The sequence below is a fragment of the Mesorhizobium sp. M5C.F.Cr.IN.023.01.1.1 genome (assembly GCF_003997585.1).
GTDB classification, from domain to species: domain Bacteria; phylum Pseudomonadota; class Alphaproteobacteria; order Rhizobiales; family Rhizobiaceae; genus Mesorhizobium; species Mesorhizobium wenxiniae.
Genome location: NZ_RZSU01000102.1, coordinates 1 through 21,365, shown reverse-complemented (window position 1 = coordinate 21,365; position 21,365 = coordinate 1). Strand labels below are relative to the sequence as shown.

Here is a 21,365-nt window from a genome sequence, read left to right as displayed (position 1 = left end):
CCCATGATACCGATCGGCCCGGCGCCGGTGACCAGCACGTCTTCGCCGACGAGATCGAAGGACAATGCCGTGTGCACGGCATTGCCTAAGGGATCGAAGATTGCGGCGATCTCGTCGGGCACGTCGTCGGGGATCGGCACGACGTTGTGCTGCGGGATAGCCAGATATTCGCCGAAAGCGCCCGGCCGGTTGACGCCGACGCCGAGCGTGTTGCGGCACAGATGCCCCCTGCCCGCCCTGCAGTTGCGGCAATGGCCGCAGACGATATGGCCTTCGCCCGAAACGCGCTGGCCGACCTTGTATTCGGTGACCGCCGCGCCGAAATCGGCGACCGTGCCGACGAACTCGTGACCTGTCACCATCGGCACCGGCACGGTCTTTTGCGCCCACTGGTCCCAATTGTAGATGTGAACGTCGGTACCGCAGATCGCTGTCTTCCTGATCTTGATCAGCACGTCGTTCGGGCCGATTTCCGGCACCGGCACCTCTTCCATCCAGATGCCGGGCTCGGCCTTGGCCTTGACCAGCGCCTTCATCATGTTCGACATTCTTTTGTCCCTTGAATCTCTTGATCCGGAATCGCTTTTCGGTTCCGGTCGTTCAGGAAATCACACCAAGTTCGCGCCCGACCGCGCCGAACGCCTCGACCGCGCGGTCGATGTCGGCGCTTGAATGGGCGGCCGACATTTGCGTGCGGATCCGCGCCTGGCCCTTCGGCACCACCGGAAACGAGAAGCCGATGACATAGATGCCGCGCTTCAGCATGCGCGCCGCCATCTCCTGCGCCAGTGTCGCATCACCCAGCATGACCGGGATGATCGGATGATCGGCGCCGGCCAGCGTGAAGCCGAGCTTGCCCATCTCGGACCGGAAGCGCGCCGCATTGGCATAGAGGCGCTGACGCAGCGCATCGCCATTGCCGATCAGTTCGAAAACCCGGATCGAGGCGCCGGCGATCGCCGGCATCAGCGTGTTGGAAAACAGATAGGGACGCGAGCGCTGGCGCAGCCAGTCGACCACCTGGCTCCTGCCCGATGTATAGCCGCCCGACGCGCCCCCCAATGCCTTGCCAAGCGTGCCGGTGATGATATCCACCCTGCCCTCGACGCCGCAATGCTCGGCCGAGCCGCGGCCGTTCTTGCCGACGAAGCCGACCGCATGGCTGTCGTCGACCATCACCATTGCATCGTACTTCTCGGCGAGATCGCAAACGCCCTGCAGATTGGCGATGATGCCGTCCATGGAAAATACACCATCGGTGGCGATCAGCCGAAAACGGCAATCCCTTGCCTCCTTCAGCCGCGCCTCCAGATCGGCCATGTCGTTGTTGGCATAACGGAAGCGTTTCGCCTTCGACAGCCGCACGCCGTCGATGATCGAAGCGTGGTTCAGCGCGTCGGAGATGACCGCATCCTCCTCGCCGAGCAGCGTCTCGAACAGGCCGCCATTGGCATCGAAGCACGAGCCGTAGAGGATCGTATCCTCCATGCCGAGGAAGCCAGAAATCGTCGCCTCGAGCTGCTTGTGCTCTTCCTGCGTGCCGCAGATGAAACGCACCGACGCCATGCCGTATCCGTAGCGGTCAAGCGCCTGCTTGGCCGCGTCGCGCAATTCGGCGCTGTCTGCGAGGCCGAGATAGTTGTTGGCGCAGAAATTCAGCACCTTTTCGCCGCTCACCTCGATCTCTGCCGACTGCGTCGAGGTGATCACCCGCTCGGATTTGTAGAGGCCGGCCGATTTCAGCCCTTGAAGCTCGCTATCGATATGGGAGAGGAATGCCGCACTCATGATCAGGCCCTGTTGAGATTGAATGGACTGTCGCCCCGCGCGAGCGAAAAATCCACCGCAAAAGCGACCGCTTCGGTGACGGCACGGCCAGTGGCCGCCCCGGAATGCCGCCAATGACGGATGCTCAAATGCAGGTGCCGCGCGAAAGAACGCGATAACCATTTCGCGAACTTTCCACCGCTGCCGCTGTCGTAGCTCTGTCGACTTCCAGAGCTGTTAAGACTTTCAAGCCAATGGTTCTCACACCTAACAATCTGTCGGCGAGAGGGACCGCCTGAGAAAATGTCGCAGCAACCGGCGCAAACCATCTCGGGCAGGCTCATACTGTTGATCAAGGCCGGCTATTGGCTGGCGCTGCTGATCATTGCAGCCATGGTGATGGCCTCCTTCATCCTTCTCCAGCAGATGATGGCTGCCCAGCGGCACGACGATACACTGCTCGATATTGTCGGCATGCAAAAGACGCTGTCGCAACGCATTGTCTTCCTTGCCAACGCGGCAGGTGCTGCTTCGCGCAACCAACAACCCGCTCTGGTCACCGCATTCAAACAGGCCACGGCGGAGTTCGAGAGGAACTACGACCTTCTGCTCGAGCGGGTCGTCGCCGACCCGGCGTCACCGGCAAGGTTCGATCCGAAATCAGTCGAGAGCGTGCTTTTCGCCAAGCCGTTTCATCTCGACTACTTCTCGGTCGGGCTTATCGCCAACGGCCAACGCCTGGTTTCGGCGTTCGAATCGCAACTCGGTATGGCTGACAATGGCGGCTACAAGGGCGGCGGCGAACGCGTCAACCTCGACGCTTCCATCGCCAATGCGACCCTGTCGGGCTATGCGGCACTCGGCCAGCGCATCAGCGCCCATGCCGATGCGCGATCGGAAACACTTCTCGATCTCCATCGAACGCTGTTCTACACCACCATCGGCGTCATCGTGCTGGTGGCACTTTTCATCTTCAGGCCGATGTCGAACGCCATTCTGCGCAAGACGCATGAACTGATCGATGCCCGCAATTCCATGGCTTTCATCGCCGTGCATGACGGCCTTACCGGCCTGCACAACCGCACCTTCCTGACCGACCATTTCGATACGCTGATCAAGGGTGCACAGCGTCGGCGAGAGCGGCTTGCGGCGGTCCACCTCGACCTCGACCGGTTCAAGCAGATCAACGACACGCTTGGTCACGCCGCCGGCGACTATGTGCTGGTAGTGACGGCGCAGCGCATGCGCGATTCCTGCCGGGCATCGGATCTCTGCGTGCGTCTCGGCAGCGACGAGTTCGTAATGATCCTCAATGGTGCCGGCGGCACCGAGGACATCAACATGGTCGCCAGGCGCGTCCTGACGCAGATCAACGAACCGATCGTCTTCCAGCGCACGACCATCCTTCCAGGCGCCAGCGCCGGTGTCGCCGTCTATCCGATCGACGCCGACAATGCGCAAGATCTGCTCGTCCATGCCGACCTCGCGCTCCACGCCGCCAAGAAGCAGAGTGGCGGCAGTCTCTCATTCTTCTCCGAGGAGTTGCGGCATGAACTCGATTACCGCAAGCAGCTCGAGCATGACATTAGGATCGCGATCGCGGAGAAGGCGTTCCAGGTCTATTTCCAGCCACAGGTTTCCTTGTCGAACGGTACGATCGGGGGCATCGAGGCGCTGGTTCGCTGGGAACATGCCGAACGCGGCATGATCGCACCGGGCGAGTTCATTCCCGTTGCCGAAAAATGCGGACTCATGCCTGCGATCGGCCGCATTGTCATCGCCAAGGCAATCGGCGAGGTCGCCGCGTGGAACCGCGCCGGCGTCGCCTTCGGACGGCTCGCCGTCAATGTGTCCGGCTCCGAATTGCGTGAGCCCGATTTCGACGCCTTCCTCTTCGGCGTGCTGGAAAAAACTGGCCTGCCGCCACAAAAACTTTCGCTGGAAATCGTCGAATCCGTCATTCTCGACGACGAAAAGACCGGCATCGCAGCAAAGCTGCGGCACATCCGCGCCGCCGGTGTTCATCTCGAACTCGACGATTTCGGCACCGGCTACGCGTCGCTCAGCCACGTCAACCCGAACGAGATCGACCGGCTGAAGATCGATCGCCGCTTCGTCCAGAACATCAATGAGAACGGTGACAACACCAAGATCGTGCGTGCCATCACCGAACTCGCCCGCGGCCTCGGCATCTCGATCGTCGCCGAGGGCGCCGAAACCGAGGCCGAGCTCGATTCGCTGATGGCGATCGGCTGCGACCAGGTGCAAGGCTATTCCATCGCCTTCCCGATGCCGCAGGACAAGGCACGAGAATGGCTGGTCGCGCGGGCGCCGAAGAAACCCAGGCTAACGGTGCTGCGGGGAAGCCTGGCGTAAGGCGCCAACTTGACAAAGCCGCTGCCGGCCTTACCCCGCAACATTAGCCCGCAGCGCCGCCAGCACCTCGGCAAACTCCGCCAGCCTCTGGTCGGACAATCCAACCCGCAACCGCTTGTCGAAGGCGAGTGCGGCGGTGCGCAGCTTTTCGAACATCGCCTCGCCGGCCTCGGTCAGTTCGACCTGATGAACACGGCGGTTGATGGGATCGCGGCGCCGGGTCAACAGGCCTTGCGTCTCCATCGCGTTCAGATGGTGGGTCAGCGTCGCGCCCTGGATGCCGATCATGCCGGCGAGCTCGCGCTGGTTGGCCAGTTCGCGCGACTTGATCGACAACAGAGTGACCCAGACCGGCAGCGTGCCGCCCGCCTCGACCAGGGCTGCGTCAAAGGACTGTGCGACGAGCTTTGCGGTTCGAGCGAGATTCATCCCGACTGGCGGGCGGTCAAAGAGAGTCATGATCCGACATTAGAGCAAGGGAAAGGCCGATGGAACTGGCCCACGCCTATACATTGACATCTAATCATTTGATATCTAACCTTATGGTTGGTGGCGGGAAAAAGAGGAAATGCGGTCATGCAGTATGTCTACATTATCGTCCTCGGCCTTCACGTCTTGGCAGGCGTGTTCTGGGCCGGCACCACCATCGCGGTTGGCCGCGACCCGGAGATTCGGGCGGAACGGTTCTTCCGCCCGCAAATGGGCGCGGCCGGCATGGTTTTCCTCACCGGCATACTGCTCTGGTATTTCTTCCACGAAGGCGTTTTCGGCTCGATGGAAAAGGTGCTGGCGCTCGGCATCGTGACGGCCCTGATTGCCGCCGGTGTTCAGGGCGCGCTGGTCGGTTCCGCCAGCAGGCAGCTTGGCGGAGCCGACACGGCGACACAAACCAAGTTGCGCGCGAGGATGACGAAAGGCGAACGCATCGCCGGCGGACTGCTGGTCATCACCGTGCTCTGCATGGCCACCGCCAGGATGTTTTGACCGGCCCTGCCGCAAATCACAAGATCGTACGGTGTCTGGCGGCAAGCCGGTGGCGTGCGCGGCGCGCAGATCGGTCCGTCTTGCCTGATGGCTCTCCGTACGGAGGTTCGGCTGCGCGCCACCAATCCAAAGCGATCCTCAGATCCTCAGGCCGAACCTGATGCCGTCATAGATTGCGGCGTGGATGTTGCGCGAGGCGACCGCATCGCCGATGCGGAAGAGCACGAAACCGCCTTGCTGATTGCGCACCGGAAAAACGTCGCCGCCATTGACCAGCCGCTCGTAGTCGACCGCGCCGCCATTCTTCGACAGCGGTTTCAGTGCGAGATAGAGATCTTCGAGCGGCAGCGTGCCGTGCTCGACCACCACCTGATCGACCCGCCGCTCGCCACGCCACCCGTCAGCGAAATCTGAGCCGAGCTCCGCAACCAGTTGATTGCCCTCGCGCCGCACCGAACGCAGCCGCGTGTTGATGGTGATGGTGACGCCCTTCTCCTGGAAGGCGCGCATATAGGGCACGTGGTTCATGCCGCCCATTTCCGGCGCGAAGAAGCGTTCGGGCGAAACAAGCTCCAGCCTTGCGCCACTGCCCGCGATCAGCTCGGCCGCTCCCATGCCTTGATGGCCGCCATTGTCGTCATAGAGCAGCACGTTTTCGGCCGGCTTGACGCTGCCGGCCATGATATCCCAGCTCGACGTGACGAGATTGTCGCCCGCCGCCAGCGGCGGGTTCTGGGGCAGGCCGCCGGTGGCTACCACCACCACGTCCGGCGACAGCGCCAGAACATCGTCCTTCTCCGCCCAGGTGTCATAGCGGATCTCGACGCCGAGCCGGTCGAGTTCGGCCAGCCGCCAGTCGATGATGCCGATCAGCTCCTTGCGGCGCGGGTTCTGTGTCGCCAGCCGCACCTGGCCGCCGGCCTGGCTCGACGCTTCCAGCACCGTGACCTGGTGCCCGCGCTCGGCCGCGACACGCGCCGCCTCCAGACCGCCGGCCCCGGCGCCAACGACGACCACGTTTCGCCTTGGTCCCTCGGTCCTCGGGATGATGTGCGGGATATCAGCCTCGCGGCCGGTCGCCGCATTGTGGATGCACAGCGCCTCGCCGCCCTCATAGATGCGGTCGAGGCAATAGGTGGCGCCGACGCAAGGGCGGATTTCGTGCTCGCGTCCCTCCATCACTTTCCGAACGATGTGCGGATCGGCGATGTGGGCGCGGGTCATGCCGACCATGTCGAGCTTACCGGTGGCGATGGCGTGGCGGGCGGTGGCGACGTCGGCAATCCGCGCCGCATGGAAGGTCGGGAATTTCGTTGCCGCCCTCACCTCGCCGGCGAAGTCGAGATGCGGCGACGAGCGCATGCCGGTCACCGGGATGACCCTGGTCAGCGCGGCATCGGTTTCGATCGAGCCGCGGATGATGTTGAGGAAATCGACCTTGCCGGACCCGGCCAGCCGCCTGGCGATCTCGACGCCTTCCTGTTTCGAAAGGCCCTTCTCAAAATCCTCGTCGGCGACCATGCGGATGCCCACCACAAACTTTTCGCCGACCGCCGCACGCACCGCGTCAAGCACCATGCCAGTGAAGCGCAAGCGGTTGTCGAGCGAGCCGCCGAAATCGTCGTCGCGCTGGTTGGTGGCGGGCGACCAGAAGCCGTCCATCAGGTGGCCATAGGCCTCGAACTCGATGCCGTCGAGGCCGGCGGCCTGGCAGCGCTGGGCGGCGGCGGCGTAGTCGGCAACGATGCGCTCGATGTCCCAGTCCTCTATCGTCTTGGGAAAGGCGCGGTGCGCCGGCTCGCGCACCGGCGAGGCGGACAGCACCGGCAGCCAGTCGGCCTTGTTCCAGCCGGTGCGGCGGCCGAGATGGGTGATCTGGATCATCACCTTGCAATCATGTTCGTGGCAGGCATCGGCAAGCTCCGTGAGCCACGGCACGATGCGGTCGTCATAGACGTGCAGATTGCCGAAGGCGGCCGGGCTGTCGCGCGAGACGATCGCCGAGCCTGCCGTCATGGTCAGCGCCATGCCGCCCTTGGCCTTTTCGGCATGGTAGAGCCGGTAGCGCTGCTTCGGCATGCCGTCCTCGGAATACGCCGGCTCGTGGCTGGTCGACATGACCCGGTTCTTCAGCGTCAGGTGTTTGAGCTGGTAGGGCTGGAGAAGCGGATCATTAGTGGTCATCGTCTTCCTGCTGTTTCAAATTGTGCTAATGAACGGCAAATTTTTATTTTTACGCACGTCGTTGTCCCAAAACCGCTGCGCTTTGGGCAACATGCAGTAAGGAACCCGCCCATGACTGATACCAAAAACCTTACCCAGCTCGGCACCAACGTCGAGGCGCCTCGGAGCCCTGAAGCGGCAGTCCTGGAAACCGTACCGTTTTCGCGCGGCGACGGGCCGCCGGCCGTCGTTCGCTTCACCTGCCCGGAATTCACCTCGCTCTGCCCGGTCACCGGCCAGCCGGACTTCGCCCATATCGTCATCGATTATGCACCCGACACGCTGCTGGTGGAATCGAAGTCGCTCAAGCTGTTCATGACCTCGTTTCGCAATCATGGCGCCTTCCATGAGGAATGCACCGTTATGATCGGCCGCCGCGTTATCGCCGCGACCAAGCCACTGTGGTTGCGCATTGGCGGCTATTGGTATCCGCGCGGCGGCATTCCGATCGACGTGTTCTGGCAGACCGGCGCGCCGCCGGAAGGCGTCTGGCTGCCCGACACCGGTGTCGCACCCTATCGCGGACGCGGGTGAACCCGAACCTCTAAGGAAGACACGTTGCATCAGTTGAGCGGCAGCCGCCGGTAGCGGCCGGGGTTGTTCGGGTCATTGAAATGGCCCATCGGCCCGTGCTCGGCGAAATGCCCTGTCCAGTGTTTCATCGCGGCGGAATCGAGTTCAACGCCCAGCCCGTCCCCTTCCGGCACGCGCACCGTGTTGGCGGTCTGTTTGAACGGGCCGTCCTTGATGACGTCGCCGATCTGCCAGCGAAACAGCGACTGCGATGCTTCCGTGATCCACGGCGTCGCGGCCACGACATGAAGGTAGGCTGACGTCATGATGCCGAGATCGTTCGAGTAGCACCAGAACCCTTTGCCCATTGCCTCGCAGGCAGCGATGAATTTCAGGGTTTTCGACAGGCCACCGAGCGCTGCGAAATTGCAGACGAAATAATCCGGAGCGCCGAGTGCGACCGCCCGTCTGAGATCCGGAATGTGGGTCGAAAATGGAATGCGCGAGTGCTGGCGCAGCGCCGCCATCTCCTCGAAAGTGGCGACCGGATCCTCGTAATTGCGGATGTTGAACGGCTCGATCTCACGCAGTACCCAGCGCGCCGTGGTCAACGACCACTGCATGTTGGAATCGAGCTTGATCTGTGCCTTCTCGCCGATTGCCTCGCGCAGCATCCGCACCGTCCGGATCTCGAGTTCGGGATCGCCCATGATCAGCTTGCCCTCGAAGATCGTCGAGCCATGCTGCTCGCGCATCTTGAGGCAATAGTCGACGATCGCTTCGGGCGTCATCTCACCGCCCGCTCCATTCTGCACGGGCCGAAAGGCGAAATATTCCGAAAACGGAATATCCTTGCGCACGGCGCCGCCGAGCAGCTTGTAAAGCGGCATGCCGAAGACCTTGCCTCTGATATCCCACAGCGCCAGCTCGACGGCTCCGAACGCCACCGAGGCGGCACTCTCGCCGGTGTTGGCGGTGATCTGCCAGGGCGGCACGCAGCGGGCCTCGCAATCGGCGATGTCGAGCGGATCGGCGCCGATCAGCGCCGGCGCGATCTCGGCCTTGATCACCTCGCCGAAATGCCACCACGGCGCCTCGCCTAGTCCGACTACCCCTTCGTCCGTCTCGACCTCGATGATCGACTTCGAGGCGCCGCCATAAAGTCCGGCCGTCCACCAGAATGGGGCGTCTAGTGGAACGTTGACATGGGTGACGCGGATGTTGGTGATCTTCATCGTCTGCCTACTCGCATTGGTACTGGCTGAGCGCCCATTCGCCGGTCACCGACAGAAGGTCTGATACCTTCCAGTCGCCGTCGACTTTCCTGAATTTCCACTCCAGCTGGTGCGGATTGCCGGCGACGACGAAGGCGACGACCACCTTGGCTTCGTCGCCCTTGACCGCTTCAATGGTCTTCAGGCTCTTATCGATTTCGGTCTTGTCGTATTCCGCATTGTCCAGCGCCATGTTGGGATCGAGGCATTCGCCCTGCCCCGATTTCCGCAGCGCATCGCTCTTGTCGAGCACCGACTTCGCGGGATCGGCGAAGTGGCTGCGCTGGGCCGGATCGAGCTCGAGCCCGACATGCTCGTAGAACGGTTTCACCACCGCCGTTGGCGAACCCAGCTGCAACGGCGCTGCCGGGGCGCTGTCGGTCGGCTGGGACGCGGCCGGTGGAATTGCAGGTGCCGCCTTATCGGCCGGCGCATTTGCGGGCGGCGCGCCGAACAGGCCTTGAGCGGCGGTGCCGCTCAACCCCGCCGCCAGCAGGCACACGGTCGCCAGGGCCAGGGCGCGGGCCATGGCATCACTCCGGAGTCTGACCGGCCAGGCATTCGAGCGCACTCAGCGTCCAGCCGCTGGTCTTCGAAGTAATGTCGGCGATCTTCCATAGGCCGTCGATCTTCTTCAGCGACCAGACCATTTCGCGTTTGGAATCATCGCCTTCCGGGAAAAGGTTGAACGTCACTGTCACGCTGGCGCTGTCGCCATCCACCGCTTCAGACAGCTTCAGTGTCTTGGCGACTGTCTTCTCGTCATAATCCTGCGCGTCGAGACCGGGGGCGAAATCGATGCAAGGCACCTCATCCGGCTTGTTCTTTTGCGCCTGGTCGTTGAGGTCGAACAGCTTGGTCACCGGCTCGGTGAAACGGTCGCGGTATTTCGCGTCGGCCTCGAACTTGACCTCGGGCATGTAGAAGAACTTCACCGCGTTGGATGCCGGCCCGGCCAGGGCGGCCGCAGGCGCTGCGATCGAGAGGGCGGCGGCAAGCACAGTCAGTCTCATCCGATAATCTCCAGGCTTTCGTGGTGGGAGCCGTTCAATACCACGAATCCTGCATCCCGGCTTTTCTGCCGCCCATGAAATCGCTTGGGCGTAACTCAGGCGCCCTTGGGAGCTAACTCAGCCGTCCAGCCAGACGTTCTGGAGATCCATCTCGAAAGTCTGGTGGACAGCGTAGTTCTTCACCTTCTTGTTCATGTGGCTGTACAGCTTCTGCCAGAACGGCTGAATGATGACGCCCGAATCCTGCAGGATCTGCTCGACGTCCTTCATCACCTCGCGGCGCTTCTCCACGTCTATCAGCGAGAGCGCCTGCTTGAGCTTGGCGTCGAAATCAGGATTCGAATACGCCGTTTCATTCCAGGCCTCGCCGGTACGATAGCCGAGCGCCAGCACCTGAACGCCGAGCGGGCGCATGTACCAGATGGTCATGGAATAGGGGTATTTCGTCCAGTCGTTCCAGAAGGTCGATCCCGGCAACACCGTGCGCTTCACCTTGATGCCGGCATCGCGCAGCTGGCCGGCAATCGCGTCGCCGGTGTTCTTTTGCCAATCGTCCTCGACGGTGATCAGTTCATGCTCGAAATCGGCCTGTCCGGCCTCGGCCATCAGCGTCTTGGCGCCCGCCGCGTCGCGCGTTTTTTTGGGCAGCGGGTAGTATTCCGGATGGATCGGGCTGACGTGGTGGTTTTCGCCTGGGGTGCCGCGCCCGGCGTAGCCAAGTTCGAGCACCGCATTGTTGTCGACGGCCATTTGCAGGGCGTTGCGCACCCGCTTGTCATCATAAGGCTTGTGCGTGATGTTGGTCCGGGCAACGAGGGTCGTCGCTGTCGCGACCTCCGATTTCACCAGATCCATCTGGTCGAGGATGTCGATGAAGTCGGCGGGTGTCTCGAAATTGACGTCGATCTCGCCGGATTCGAATGCATTCACCGAGGCGTTGAAGTCGGTGCCATAGTCGATGAATTCGACGCTGTCGAGCGGCGCTTCACCGCCCCACCACTTGCCATTCTCGCGACGCTTGACGACCGCATTCTGGCCGACCGAATAAGACACAAGTTCGAAAGGCCCGGTGCCGACCGGCTTGGCGATCGGATCGGCGCCGTCGGCATCGAACTTGCGATGGACGACGAGCGCCGGATAGTCGGTGAAGTTCGGGATCAGCGAGATATCAGGTTCGTTCAGCTTCAGCTTGACCGTATTGTCGTCGACCTTGGTGATCGCCCCTTCCCTGGCCTTGCCGGTTTTTGGGTCGATCAGCGCACCGACGCGCGCGGCCATTGAATTGCCGGCGGCTTCCTTCTCGCACCAGCGCGTCAGATTGTAGACCACGTCATCGGCGTTGAAAGCATCGCCGTTGTTCCAGGTGATGCCCTTGCGCACGTGCAGCACATATTCGGTGGCGTCGTCGTTGACGTCCCAGCTTTCGAGCAGGACCGGCTCGAACGTGAATTGGCGCGTATAGCGGACAAGCGGTTCGAGCCAGGTGCGGGTGATGTTTGCCATCTCCACCCAGTCGTAAGTGCGCGGATCCTTCTGCGCCTTGACCGACATCGACACGCGCAGAGTTCCGCCCTTCTTCGGCTCTTCGGCCAAAGCCTGTTCGGGCACGGCAAGGCCGATCATGCCGTAGGCAAGGGCCGTCGATGCCCCAAACGCGCTTGCCAGCGCCAGAAACTCGCGCCGGTCCATCCGGCCTGCACGCGTCTCTGCCGCCATTGCCTCGATCGCACTCGGCACGCGATCACCGTTGCTTCTGAAGATTGTCATTTTTTCCTCCCGTCTGGTTCCCGTCAGGTCTTCGCCTGTCCTATTAACTAACGCTGTCCGGCAGCTTCTCCTCACGCAGCGCAATCAAATCTTCGAGACCATCGGCAATGCCCTCATCGAGCTTGGGCTCCTCATAATCCGCGAGCATGTTGCGCGCTTTCTCGCGGCCGCGGGTGTCGTGGTCCTTTGCCCCTTCAGCCTTCCACTGTTCGTACGAATTGAAGTCCATGATGCTGGGCATGAAGAAGGCGGACTCGAAATGTTCAAGCGTGTGCTGGGTGCCGAGGAAGTGGCCCTGCGGCCCAACCTCGCGGATCGCCGCCATCGCTTGCTTGAAATCGTCGAACGGAAGGCCGCCCGCGTATTTGTACCAGCCAACAAGCTGTTCGCAGTCCGTCGCGAATTTTGAATAGCCGCAGGTCAGGCCGGCCTCGAGCCATCCGGCGGAGTGCCAGATGTAGTTGGCGCCGGCAAGGATGGCGGCATGCATCAGCATGTTCGCCTCGTAGCCCGCCTGGGCGTCGTTCAGCTTCGACCCGACATGGAAGCCCGAGGTGCGCCATGGCAGCCGGTATTTCCGCGCCAGCGCCCCCATCAGATACATCATCTGGGCCGCCTCAGGCGTGCCGCCCATGGGAGCGCCGGTCTTCATGTCCACCGTGACCATGAACTGTCCGTAGATCTGCGGCGAACCCGGACGCAGCAGCTGTGTGAACGCGACGCCCGCCAGCGCTTCCGCATTGACCTGCGCGACCGCTCCCACCGCCGAGGCCGAAGTCGAGGCGCCGCACAGCGCGAACGGCGCCAGGATCAGCGGCTGGTTGTGACGCGCATAGACCTTCATCGCGTCCAGCATGGTGGCGTCCCATACCAGTGGCGAGTTGCAATTGGTGATCGCCACCAACACAGGGTTGTCACGGACGAAGTCCTCGCCGAAAACGATGCCCGCCATCGCCATCGTGTCTTCGGCTCGATCCCTGGACGTCACGATGCCCATGAACGGCTTGTCGGAATGCTTCAGCGCCGAATGAATGATGTGGAGGTGACGCTTCGGCACCGCAATTTCCATCGGCTCGCAGATGATCGAGCTCGACGAGTGCAGCGCTGGCGCCATGTAAGCGAGCTTATGAAAATTCTGAAGGTCGGCGAGCGTGCCATAGCGCCTGTTGTTGTCGAGGTCGCGCACGTAAGGCGCGCCATACATCGGCACGAAGATGGAGTTGTTTCCGCCCACGCGCACGGAACGCTGCGGATTCCTCGCATTGAGCGTGAACTCCGAAGGGACCTTCGATACGAGCTCCATCAGGAGGGCGCGATCAATGCGGACGCGCGTCTCAGAGACATCGGCTCCGGCGGCCTTCCACAGTGCTATGGCCTCGTCGTCGCGGAACTCGCAGCCAACCTCTTCGAGGATCGAGAGCGACTCCTGGTGGATCAGCTCGACAGCCTCGTCCGGGACCATTTGGTATGCGGGTATGTTACGAACGAGCGTCGGAAACGACGCCATGGGAGTTCCCCGCAGCGCCTTGCGGCCCAGGCGGCCGCCACCTCGGCGGCTGGCGTGTTCGGTGACTTCGGCGGCCGGTGCGTTCATGGCAACTCTATCCTCCCCAATGACGACCAGCCTAGCGAGAGGAAAAACAGCTGTGACGCTGGAAAATCCTGATCTCTTGTATAAGCTCAGCTTATGCGAAGCTTGCGCCATCTGCTGCCATCGGCTGGCAGCCTGATCATTTTCGAGGCCGCCGGGCGGTTGTCGAGCTTTACCGCCGCCGGGCGAGAGCTCGGCATGACGCAGGCTGCCGTGTCCTATGCGATCCGCGGGCTTGAAGAGCAGCTCGGCGCGAAACTGTTCCAGCGCCGGCATCGGCAGGTCAGCCTTACCGAAGCCGGCGAGCGCTTCCACGCCGACGTCTCGCTCGGCCTGTCGCACATCCGCAGGTCAGCGGAGGACCTGCGCCAGCAGGCGACCGGCGGCCATGTGACGCTCGCCGCGTCGACGGCCTTTGCCTCGTTCTGGATGATGCCGCGCCTGCAGCAGTTTCGCGACGAACTGCCGGGCATCGACCTGCGCATCCAGACCGCCGACCGCGATCTCGACATCATCGCCGAAGACATCCCGCTCGGCGTTCGCGGCGGCGAACCGAGGGAATGGCCGGACTATCATTCGCTGCCGTTGGCCGATGAGGAAATATTCCCGGTTGCAGGCGCGAGCTATGTGGCGCGGTTCGGGCTGCCGGAAACGGTCGAGGATCTTCCATCACACCGGCTCATCCATCTCGAAGAGCCGTTTCGCGATGCCGCGAGCTGGGACGAGTGGTTCCAGTCGGCCGGGGTCAACATCACCGATGCCGGGCGCGGCTTGCGCATCAACGATTATGCCCTGGTGATTCAGGCGGTCATGGAAGGGCAAGGCATTGCGCTGGGCTGGGGTCACCTTGCCCAGCGGCTGCTGGCGTCGGGACTGCTGGTGCGTGCGACCGGCCACACGATGACGACCGGCAAGGGCTTTCATATTATCTGGTCGAGAAACCGCGAGCTCAGCGACAATGCCCGCAAGGTTCGGGACTGGCTGGCTGCGCAGGCATAGGGCTATTCCAATAGCGCTCGGTCAAACCATCACGACAATCTTGCCGAATTGCTCGTTCGATTCGAGAAAGCGATGCGCCTCGACGATCTGATCGAATGGAAAGATTTTGGCGATCACCGGTCGAAGCGACCCCGACATCAGGCCGTCAAGGATGAATGCCTTGGCGGCCTCCAACCGCCCCGGATCGCCAGTGATTTCGTGGACGAGATAGCCGCGCAGCGTCAGCGTCTTGGCCAGCACGGCGAATAGCGGGAACGGCGTCGGCTCGGGGCTCAAGCCGCCATATTCGATGAGGATGCCACCCCGTGCCATCGCCGCCGTCAGAGGCGCGAAAATCGGGCCGCCGACTGCGTCGAACACCACTCGGATGCCCTCCGGGCCGGCGATGTCCTTCAGCCGGGCTTCCAGATCTTCGTCCGCTAAAGAAATAACATGGGCGGCGCCGAAATCGAGCAAGGCCTCTCTCTTGGCAGATGTCCGCGTGACCGCAATCGAGGTCGCGCCAACCATGTTGGCAATCTCGATCGCGGCGAGTCCGACACTGCTTGATGCCGCGGTAATGACGACAAAATCGTCCCTGCTGAGCTTGGCAATGTCGATCAGTGCGCCATAGGCGGTGAGATACTGCGTCCAGACGGCTGCCGCCTCTTCCCAGCTGAGCGATGGCGGGTGCTTGACCACGAGATGGGCGGGATATGTGGCAATCTCACCATAGGCGGGCCAGCGGGCCATCGATATTGGCGGCACGACGCTGACGGCGTCACCTGGCGCAAAACCGTGCACGCCTTCGCCGACCGCTTCGACGACACCGGCTGCCTCAAGGCCAAGACCGGAAGGCAATGGCGGCGTCTGGATATAAGTGCCCGAACGCAGCAGCGCCTCGGCCCGGTTGAGGCCCAACGCCTTGACCCGGATCTGAATCTCGCCGCGACCTGGCGCTTGAATATCGACATTCTCGATGCGCAGAACCTCGGGACCACCATGCTCATAAAAACGAACCACACGCGCCATCCGGTCATAACTCCAAAATATTTGAACCGAATACGCTATGCCAAGGGCCGTCTGGCAGATAAATGATTGTCTGGGTAGAACAGTAGAAACTGAGAGTTTTGAATATGGATCGCCTTACCAGCATGGCCGTGTTCGTCAAAACCGTCGATCTGGGTTCGTTCGCGGCGGCTGCTGCCGCTCTCGATCTGTCCGGACCGATGGTCGGCAAGCATGTCCGGTTTCTCGAGGAGCGTCTGGGTGTGCGCCTCATCAACCGGACCACTCGCCGCCAGAGCCTGACCGACTTCGGGCGCGCCTATTATGAGCGCTGCCGGCTGGTGCTCGCTGAAGCCGAAGCTGCCGATGCACTCGCGGCCGATCAACTTTCCGAACCACGCGGAAAGCTGCGCGTCATCATGCCTGTGCATTTCGGCCGGCGCTGCGTAGCCCCGATCCTGCTGGAGCTTGCGCAGCGATATCCTGCTCTGGAACTCGACCTGTCGTTCAGCGATCCCATCGCCGATCTTGCAGAGGATGGCTGCGACCTTGCCATCCGGACCGGCATTCTGGAGGACCAGGCCGGCGTGATCGCGCGGCGCATCGCGCGCCAGCGCATGGTCGTCTGCGCGTCGCCATCCTATCTCGCGATGCACGGGTGGCCACGGCAGCTAGAGGATCTCGGCAGCCACCAGGCCATCATCTACCGCCGTTCGGGCCGTGTCGTTCAACCGTGGCTGTTTCCGCGCGATGATCAGGCAGCTTTGGAGGTCATGCCGGTCAGCCGCTTGCGGCTCGACGACCTCGCTGCGATCGCCGATGCCGCGGCAGCGGGCATGGGGCTTGCCTGGCTGCCATACTGGCTGGTCCGTGAACACATTCAGGCCGGCGCACTTGTCGTGCTGCTGCCGGAACAGCCGGGATTTCTTTACGACGCCTATGCGCTATGGCTGCAGACGCCTCACTTGCCGCTGAAGGTCCGTCTGGCCGTCGATGCGCTGGCGGCAGCACTGCCCAGGCTGATGACGTGAAATGCAGGAGTGCGGTGGGCGGCGCCGATTCCTCAATTCTGCCTCTCCCGCATGGGCGGCGAATCCGCGTATAGTGCCTTTATGCCCATCCGCCAGCTTTCCGAAACGATGATCAACCAGATCGCCGCCGGCGAAGTCATCGAGCGTCCGGCAAGCGTGGTCAAGGAACTGGTCGAGAACGCACTCGATGCCGGCGCCGCCCGAGTCGAGATCGTCACCGCCGGCGGCGGGCTCAACCTGATCCGCGTTACCGACGACGGCTGCGGCATCCCGGAGAATGAACTGGCGCTGGCGATCGCACGCCATTGCACCTCGAAGCTCGCCGACAACATTCACGACATCCGCTCGCTCGGCTTTCGCGGCGAAGCGCTGCCGTCGATCGGCTCGGTGGCGCGGCTGTCCATCCGCTCGCGCACGGCCAACGGCGACCGCGCCGCCGAGATCGGCATCGAGGGCGGACGCGTATCCGCCGTCAAGCCGGCGGCCGCCAATCGCGGCACCACGATCGAGGTGCGCGACCTGTTCTTCGCCACGCCGGCGCGGCTCAAATTCATGAAGGGCGAGCGCGCCGAAAGCTCGGCGACCAGCGATGTGATCAAGCGCATCGCCATCGCTTTTCCCGCCGTGCGCTTCACGCTGGCCGGTTCTGATCGCTCGACGCTGGAACTGCCGGCGACCGACGACAGCCCGGAAGGCCGGCTGCGCCGTGTCGCGCAAGTGATGGGCGCCGACTTTCCAGAGAATGCCATTGCCATCGACGCCGTGCGCGACGGCGTGCATCTCGCCGGTCACGTCTCGATCCCGTCGTTCAGCCGCGCCAATGCGCTGCAGCAGTACGCCTATGTCAACGGCCGGCCGGTGCGCGACAAGCTGATTGCCGGCGCTATCCGCGGCGCCTTCGCCGACGTGCTGCCGCGCGACCGCCATGCCGTGACGGTGCTGTTCCTGACGCTCGATCCGGCCATCGTCGACGTCAATGTCCATCCGGCCAAGGCCGATGTCCGCTTCCGCGATCCGGGGCTGGTGCGCGGGCTGATCGTCGGCGCCATCCGCGAGGCGCTGGCCAATGCCGGCATCCGTGCCGCCACCACCGGGGCGGCCGGCATGATGTCGGCGTTCCGGCCGGGCGCGGCGTCCTATGCGCATGCCGGTCCGGCAAACGGCCATCGCAGCTACGAAGCGGCCTATCGGGCCTCCGGCTTCGCCGGTTTCGACGCCTCCCGCTCGCCGCAACGACCGCTGGACATGGGGCTTGAAGACACGGAATTCAGAAATGGCGGCTTCGGCGAAAACGATCAGTCGGCGTTCGACGCCGGACCGCTTCACAGCGCCGACGCGCGTGCCGGGCAAGCCGAAGCGGCGGAGACGTTGCTCGGCACGGCATTGGGCGCGGCGCGCGCGCAAGTGCATGAGAACTATATCGTTGCCCAGACCAGGGATTCGCTTGTCATCGTCGACCAGCATGCAGCGCATGAGCGGCTGGTCTACGAGGCGCTGAAGAACGCGCTGCATGCGCGCGCCGTGCCGTCGCAGATGCTGCTTCTGCCCGAGATCGTCGACCTGCCGGAAGAGGATGCCGAGCGGCTTGCCATGCATTCCGAAACGCTGGCCCGCTTTGGCCTCGCCGTCGAGCGCTTCGGCCCGGGTGCGGTCGCGGTACGCGAGACGCCGTCGATGCTCGGCGAAACCAATGTCCAGCAGCTGGTGCGCGACCTTGCCGATGAGATCGCCGATAACGACACGGTCGACACACTCAAGGAGCGGCTGGACAAAATAGCCGCGACCATGGCCTGCCACGGCTCGGTAAGGTCCGGCCGCCTGCTCAAAGCCGAGGAGATGAACGCGCTTCTGCGCCAGATGGAGGCGACGCCGGGGTCCGGCACCTGCAACCATGGACGGCCGACCTACATCGAGCTGAAGCTTGCCGATATTGAGAGACTTTTTGGAAGGCGGTAGGGAACTCGCAGGGCGCAGACCCCCGCCCGGACCTTCGGTCCGACTTCGCCACCAGGGGAGGTAGGGAGCTTAGCCGCGGATGCTTCGCGAAGAGCTTACCCTCCCCCTTGAGGGAGGGTCGCTGCGGAGCAGCGGAGTGGAGGTCCGAAAGAGGCGCTGTACAGCGGCTCTTCGAGTCAAGAGACAGCCCCAACCCTCGGATTCACCTCTTCAAATTCACCACGATCACGCCGCCAAGCGCCAGCGCGCCGCCGAGAACACCGAGCAGCGTTGGTACCTCGCCCAGCCAGAAGAAGCCGATCAGCGTCGCCACCGGCGAAACCAGATAGAGGAAGTTCGAGGCACGCGCCGCAGGCAGACGGGAAAGTGCTGTTGCCCAGGCGGCGTAGGCGATGAGGCTGGGCACGATGCCGAGAAAGATCACGGCGCCGAGGCCGGCGCTATCGGCAACCGCCGCCTGCGCCAGGCCGCTCGGCAGGAAAGGCAACAGGCAGAGCGCGCCGAGCACCATGTTCGAGGCTGAAATGGTCAGCGGATGATGACGGGCAAACAGCGGCTTCTGGACGATGGTGTTGACGGCCGAGCACAGCGCCGAGCCCAGGATCAGCAGCGCGCCGTTGTCGAAATGCAACCCTTGCCCCTCGCCCATCGCAATGATGCCGATTCCGGCGAAGGACAGGAATGTGCCGGCCCAGGCCAGGCCTGAGAAGCGCTCGCCGAGCAGCGCCATCGCCATGATCGCCGTGAAGATCGGGCTGACGTTGATGATGAAGCCGGCAGCACCGGCCGAGACGGTCAGCTCGCCGAAATTGAGCATTGCCGTGTACAACGCAACGAAGACGGCGCCGCCGAAGGCAAAGCGCCACCATTCGTCGAGCCGGGGCAGCGCCGGACGCTTGACGGCGAGGAAGATCGCCGCCGGCACGGCGGCTATGGCAAAGCGCAGCGCGCCGAGTTCGAGAGGCCCGAAGGCAGCGAGACCAGCGCGGATCGCCGGGAAGGCGGAGGCCCAGCCAACCACTGTCAGTGCCACAGCAATGACTGCTGTGGTGTCCATCCGCTGTGTCGAATTCAACGTGCCGGTATAGGCGTTCATCTCGTACCTCGGGCCTTTATTGTCCTGAAGACACAAAACGCCTTTCCTAACCAGTTGACAAACGACCAAATCGAGGATCACCTGTGACTATGGATCACAGCTCGGATGCGATGTTGCCGCTTGAAACCCTGCGCGCCTTCGACGCCGCGGCGCGGACTGGCAGCTTTTCGGCCGCTGCCGAAAAACTCAATCTCACCCATGGCGCCGTCAGGATCGCCAAGCTCGAGGACTGGCTCGGGCTGAAAGTGTTCGATCGCGGCGCGCGCGGCGTTTCGCTCACGATCGAAGGCAACCGGCTGCATCTGCGCACCACCGAGGCCTTTGCGCTGATATCAAGCAATTCGGACCGCTGGATCGAGCCGCGTGGCACCGCCGTGGTGCGGCTGACCTCTATCCCCTCGGTCAGCGGGCTGTGGCTGATGCCGCGCATGGCGGCGCTGGAAAACAACCCATCCAAGCTGCGCATCGTGCTCGACGTCGATATTCGTCAGGCGGATCTTGCCGACGAGGGCATCGATCTGTCGATCCGCTGCGGCCGCGGCCGCATTCCCAGCCGCGTCTCGGTACAGCTGTTCGAGGAACATGTGTTTCCGGTCGCCTCGCCGGACCTCGCGAGGGAGATCGGCCGTGGCGACCCAGCCCGGCTGCTCAAATTTCCGTTGATCAATGATTCGGACGCTTCGGCCTGGCGCGCCTGGTTTGCCGCCCAGGACATGGACTATCGCCCGCGTCCACAGGACCGCCGCTTCGAGGACTACAATCTGGTGCTCGATGCTGCCGCCCACGGCCTCGGTATTGCGCTGGCGCGGCCGCCAATGATCGAGCATCAACTGAAGTCAGGCCGCATCGTCGCTGTGGACGACCGCATCGTTCTCAGCCCGATATCCTACTGGCTCGACCGGCCTATAGGGCGACCGCGCGCCGCCGCCGCCGAGCTTGCCCGGCGCATCGCGGCCCAGGCCGGGCTGGCGGCGGAAAAGATCGAGGAGTTCATCGTAGCCGAGCAGTAGGATGCCGGACATCCACTTAGCCGGCTTGCTCGGCTGGTTGTCGTCTGAAACAGAGCCGACCAAACCCAATCTTGTCTCGCTCCAAGCTTGACCTTGCCGGCATTTTGTGGCGATGACATCCTCATGAACCTTGGCTCCATGTCATGATGAACCGCTTCGAAGGCCCCGGCGGCAAGGAAGCCCGTATCCGCTACCTGGACGGCGACTTCCAGGTGACCAGCCCCGGCGCCTTCGTGCGCTGCGCGGTCACCGGCGAAAGCATCCCGCTCGATGAGCTCAAATATTGGAGCGTCGCCAGGCAGGAGCCCTATGCGAGTGCCGCGGCCTCGCTGCGCCGCGAGATCGAGGCAAATCCCGAAATGCGCAGCCGGCGCTAAACCAGCTTCCGGATCGGCTGCAAGTCAGCCCTGAAGCTTTCGCTGCCGCCAGGCATCCAGCGTCTCGTCGATGATGCGTTCAGGCACGTGGTCGGGATCGAACACGGTGTCGATCTCCAGCACATCGAGCTGTCCGAGGAAATCGGCGGACGCGGCATCATGGCGCAGCCGGGCGGCGTCCTTGGCGGTGGTGATGAGGCCAAGTCCGGCACCTCGCGCTGTCGTTGCCAGTTCGGCAAGCTCGTCCTCACCATAGAAATGATGGTCAGGAAACGACCGGGTCAGCGCAATCTCGCCGCCGGCCTCACGGACCGTGTCGAAGAATTTGTCGGGATGGCCGATGCCGGCAAAGGCGAGAAATCGCTTGCCGGCCAACCCCGCCTTGCTGCTTGGCCGTGTAC

The 21,365-nt window shown here is 63.0% G+C and carries 20 protein-coding genes; 8 read left to right on the top strand and 12 right to left on the bottom strand.

Translation table 11 applies throughout. From position 1 onward, the window contains the following. A partial coding sequence (locus EOA78_RS28555) for an alcohol dehydrogenase catalytic domain-containing protein (RefSeq protein WP_164783974.1) occupies positions 1–548 on the bottom strand: 548 nt, incomplete at its 3' end. 52 nt (positions 549–600) lie between these two features. After that, positions 601–1,788, bottom strand: coding sequence for a glycine C-acetyltransferase (locus EOA78_RS28550; RefSeq protein ID WP_127318298.1), 1,188 nt, complete (start codon positions 1,786–1,788; stop codon positions 601–603). A gap of 282 nt (positions 1,789–2,070) precedes the next feature. Here EOA78_RS28550 and EOA78_RS28545 point away from each other — a divergent pair, with 282 nt between their 5' ends. After that, a complete protein-coding gene (locus EOA78_RS28545) occupies positions 2,071–4,143 on the top strand; it encodes an EAL domain-containing protein (RefSeq protein ID WP_127318296.1) in 2,073 nt (690 codons plus the stop codon). A 30-nt stretch (positions 4,144–4,173) separates the two neighbouring features. On the opposite strand, the gene EOA78_RS28540 is transcribed toward EOA78_RS28545, so the two are convergent. Further along, on the bottom strand, positions 4,174–4,602 hold the full coding sequence (locus EOA78_RS28540; protein WP_127318294.1) for a MarR family winged helix-turn-helix transcriptional regulator: 429 nt from the start codon (positions 4,600–4,602) through the stop codon (positions 4,174–4,176). Positions 4,603–4,719: 117 nt separating this feature from the next. Between EOA78_RS28540 and EOA78_RS28535 the strand changes: the two genes are divergently transcribed. Then, positions 4,720–5,127 (top strand): hypothetical protein, encoded by a 408-nt coding sequence (locus tag EOA78_RS28535; RefSeq protein ID WP_127318292.1) that lies wholly within the window; start codon positions 4,720–4,722, stop codon positions 5,125–5,127. A 138-nt stretch (positions 5,128–5,265) separates the two neighbouring features. Here the strand turns inward: EOA78_RS28535 and EOA78_RS28530 are convergent, their stop codons facing one another. Beyond that, complete coding sequence (locus EOA78_RS28530) at positions 5,266–7,311, bottom strand: NADH:flavin oxidoreductase (RefSeq protein ID WP_127318290.1); 2,046 nt, start codon at positions 7,309–7,311, stop codon at positions 5,266–5,268. 111 nt (positions 7,312–7,422) lie between these two features. Here EOA78_RS28530 and queF point away from each other — a divergent pair, with 111 nt between their 5' ends. Continuing rightward, positions 7,423–7,884 carry a preQ(1) synthase gene (gene queF / locus EOA78_RS28525; protein ID WP_127318288.1) on the top strand — a complete coding sequence of 154 codons (462 nt, stop codon included), beginning with the start codon at positions 7,423–7,425 and terminating at the stop codon, positions 7,882–7,884. 29 nt (positions 7,885–7,913) lie between these two features. Here the strand turns inward: queF and EOA78_RS28520 are convergent, their stop codons facing one another. From EOA78_RS28520 to EOA78_RS28500, 5 genes are all read right to left on the bottom strand, one after another. After that, positions 7,914–9,098 (bottom strand): mandelate racemase/muconate lactonizing enzyme family protein, encoded by a 1,185-nt coding sequence (locus EOA78_RS28520; RefSeq protein ID WP_127318286.1) that lies wholly within the window; start codon positions 9,096–9,098, stop codon positions 7,914–7,916. 7 nt (positions 9,099–9,105) lie between these two features. After that, entirely contained in the window at positions 9,106–9,666 is a 561-nt protein-coding gene (locus EOA78_RS28515; RefSeq protein ID WP_127318284.1) for a hypothetical protein, read from the bottom strand. Between the two features lie 4 nt (positions 9,667–9,670). Beyond that, positions 9,671–10,150 (bottom strand): DUF3828 domain-containing protein, encoded by a 480-nt coding sequence (locus EOA78_RS28510; protein WP_127318282.1) that lies wholly within the window; start codon positions 10,148–10,150, stop codon positions 9,671–9,673. Between the two features lie 117 nt (positions 10,151–10,267). After that, positions 10,268–11,917: an ABC transporter substrate-binding protein gene (locus tag EOA78_RS28505; protein WP_127318280.1), complete on the bottom strand. Its 1,650-nt coding sequence runs from the start codon at positions 11,915–11,917 to the stop codon at positions 10,268–10,270. A gap of 43 nt (positions 11,918–11,960) precedes the next feature. After that, positions 11,961–13,511, bottom strand: coding sequence for a trimethylamine methyltransferase family protein (locus EOA78_RS28500; RefSeq protein WP_127318278.1), 1,551 nt, complete (start codon positions 13,509–13,511; stop codon positions 11,961–11,963). Positions 13,512–13,604: 93 nt separating this feature from the next. On the opposite strand from EOA78_RS28500, the gene EOA78_RS28495 reads away from it, so the two are divergent. Then, positions 13,605–14,507 (top strand): LysR substrate-binding domain-containing protein, encoded by a 903-nt coding sequence (locus EOA78_RS28495; protein WP_127318276.1) that lies wholly within the window; start codon positions 13,605–13,607, stop codon positions 14,505–14,507. A gap of 21 nt (positions 14,508–14,528) precedes the next feature. Here EOA78_RS28495 and EOA78_RS28490 read toward each other — a convergent pair whose 3' ends face one another. Further along, on the bottom strand, positions 14,529–15,518 hold the full coding sequence (locus tag EOA78_RS28490) for a zinc-dependent alcohol dehydrogenase family protein (protein ID WP_127318274.1): 990 nt from the start codon (positions 15,516–15,518) through the stop codon (positions 14,529–14,531). 104 nt (positions 15,519–15,622) lie between these two features. On the opposite strand from EOA78_RS28490, the gene EOA78_RS28485 reads away from it, so the two are divergent. Next, positions 15,623–16,525, top strand: a complete 903-nt coding sequence (locus tag EOA78_RS28485) for a LysR family transcriptional regulator (protein WP_127318272.1) — start codon at positions 15,623–15,625, stop codon at positions 16,523–16,525. 81 nt (positions 16,526–16,606) lie between these two features. Further along, positions 16,607–18,481 carry a DNA mismatch repair endonuclease MutL gene (gene mutL / locus EOA78_RS28480; RefSeq protein WP_127318270.1) on the top strand — a complete coding sequence of 625 codons (1,875 nt, stop codon included), beginning with the start codon at positions 16,607–16,609 and terminating at the stop codon, positions 18,479–18,481. A 202-nt stretch (positions 18,482–18,683) separates the two neighbouring features. Here the strand turns inward: mutL and EOA78_RS28475 are convergent, their stop codons facing one another. Continuing rightward, positions 18,684–19,577: a DMT family transporter gene (locus tag EOA78_RS28475; RefSeq protein ID WP_127318268.1), complete on the bottom strand. Its 894-nt coding sequence runs from the start codon at positions 19,575–19,577 to the stop codon at positions 18,684–18,686. 89 nt (positions 19,578–19,666) lie between these two features. Between EOA78_RS28475 and EOA78_RS28470 the strand changes: the two genes are divergently transcribed. Continuing rightward, positions 19,667–20,587 carry a LysR substrate-binding domain-containing protein gene (locus EOA78_RS28470; protein ID WP_127318266.1) on the top strand — a complete coding sequence of 307 codons (921 nt, stop codon included), beginning with the start codon at positions 19,667–19,669 and terminating at the stop codon, positions 20,585–20,587. A 143-nt stretch (positions 20,588–20,730) separates the two neighbouring features. Continuing rightward, positions 20,731–20,964 (top strand): DUF2093 domain-containing protein, encoded by a 234-nt coding sequence (locus tag EOA78_RS28465; RefSeq protein ID WP_029354089.1) that lies wholly within the window; start codon positions 20,731–20,733, stop codon positions 20,962–20,964. A gap of 24 nt (positions 20,965–20,988) precedes the next feature. Here EOA78_RS28465 and EOA78_RS28460 read toward each other — a convergent pair. Beyond that, a partial coding sequence (locus EOA78_RS28460; protein WP_206533517.1) for a tetraacyldisaccharide 4'-kinase occupies positions 20,989–21,365 on the bottom strand: 377 nt, incomplete at its 5' end.

Coding starts and splice junctions, on each gene's coding strand:
- EOA78_RS28550 (WP_127318298.1), bottom strand. CDS start 1,788: ATGAGTGCGGCATTCCTCTCCCATATCGATAGCGAGCTTCAAGGGCTG.
- EOA78_RS28545 (WP_127318296.1), top strand. CDS start 2,071: ATGTCGCAGCAACCGGCGCAAACCATCTCGGGCAGGCTCATACTGTTG.
- EOA78_RS28540 (WP_127318294.1), bottom strand. CDS start 4,602: ATGACTCTCTTTGACCGCCCGCCAGTCGGGATGAATCTCGCTCGAACC.
- EOA78_RS28535 (WP_127318292.1), top strand. CDS start 4,720: ATGCAGTATGTCTACATTATCGTCCTCGGCCTTCACGTCTTGGCAGGC.
- EOA78_RS28530 (WP_127318290.1), bottom strand. CDS start 7,311: ATGACCACTAATGATCCGCTTCTCCAGCCCTACCAGCTCAAACACCTG.
- queF (WP_127318288.1), top strand. CDS start 7,423: ATGACTGATACCAAAAACCTTACCCAGCTCGGCACCAACGTCGAGGCG.
- EOA78_RS28520 (WP_127318286.1), bottom strand. CDS start 9,098: ATGAAGATCACCAACATCCGCGTCACCCATGTCAACGTTCCACTAGAC.
- EOA78_RS28515 (WP_127318284.1), bottom strand. CDS start 9,666: ATGGCCCGCGCCCTGGCCCTGGCGACCGTGTGCCTGCTGGCGGCGGGG.
- EOA78_RS28510 (WP_127318282.1), bottom strand. CDS start 10,150: ATGAGACTGACTGTGCTTGCCGCCGCCCTCTCGATCGCAGCGCCTGCG.
- EOA78_RS28505 (WP_127318280.1), bottom strand. CDS start 11,917: ATGACAATCTTCAGAAGCAACGGTGATCGCGTGCCGAGTGCGATCGAG.
- EOA78_RS28500 (WP_127318278.1), bottom strand. CDS start 13,511: ATGAACGCACCGGCCGCCGAAGTCACCGAACACGCCAGCCGCCGAGGT.
- EOA78_RS28495 (WP_127318276.1), top strand. CDS start 13,605: ATGCGAAGCTTGCGCCATCTGCTGCCATCGGCTGGCAGCCTGATCATT.
- EOA78_RS28490 (WP_127318274.1), bottom strand. CDS start 15,518: ATGGCGCGTGTGGTTCGTTTTTATGAGCATGGTGGTCCCGAGGTTCTG.
- EOA78_RS28485 (WP_127318272.1), top strand. CDS start 15,623: ATGGATCGCCTTACCAGCATGGCCGTGTTCGTCAAAACCGTCGATCTG.
- mutL (WP_127318270.1), top strand. CDS start 16,607: ATGCCCATCCGCCAGCTTTCCGAAACGATGATCAACCAGATCGCCGCC.
- EOA78_RS28475 (WP_127318268.1), bottom strand. CDS start 19,577: ATGAACGCCTATACCGGCACGTTGAATTCGACACAGCGGATGGACACC.
- EOA78_RS28470 (WP_127318266.1), top strand. CDS start 19,667: ATGGATCACAGCTCGGATGCGATGTTGCCGCTTGAAACCCTGCGCGCC.
- EOA78_RS28465 (WP_029354089.1), top strand. CDS start 20,731: ATGATGAACCGCTTCGAAGGCCCCGGCGGCAAGGAAGCCCGTATCCGC.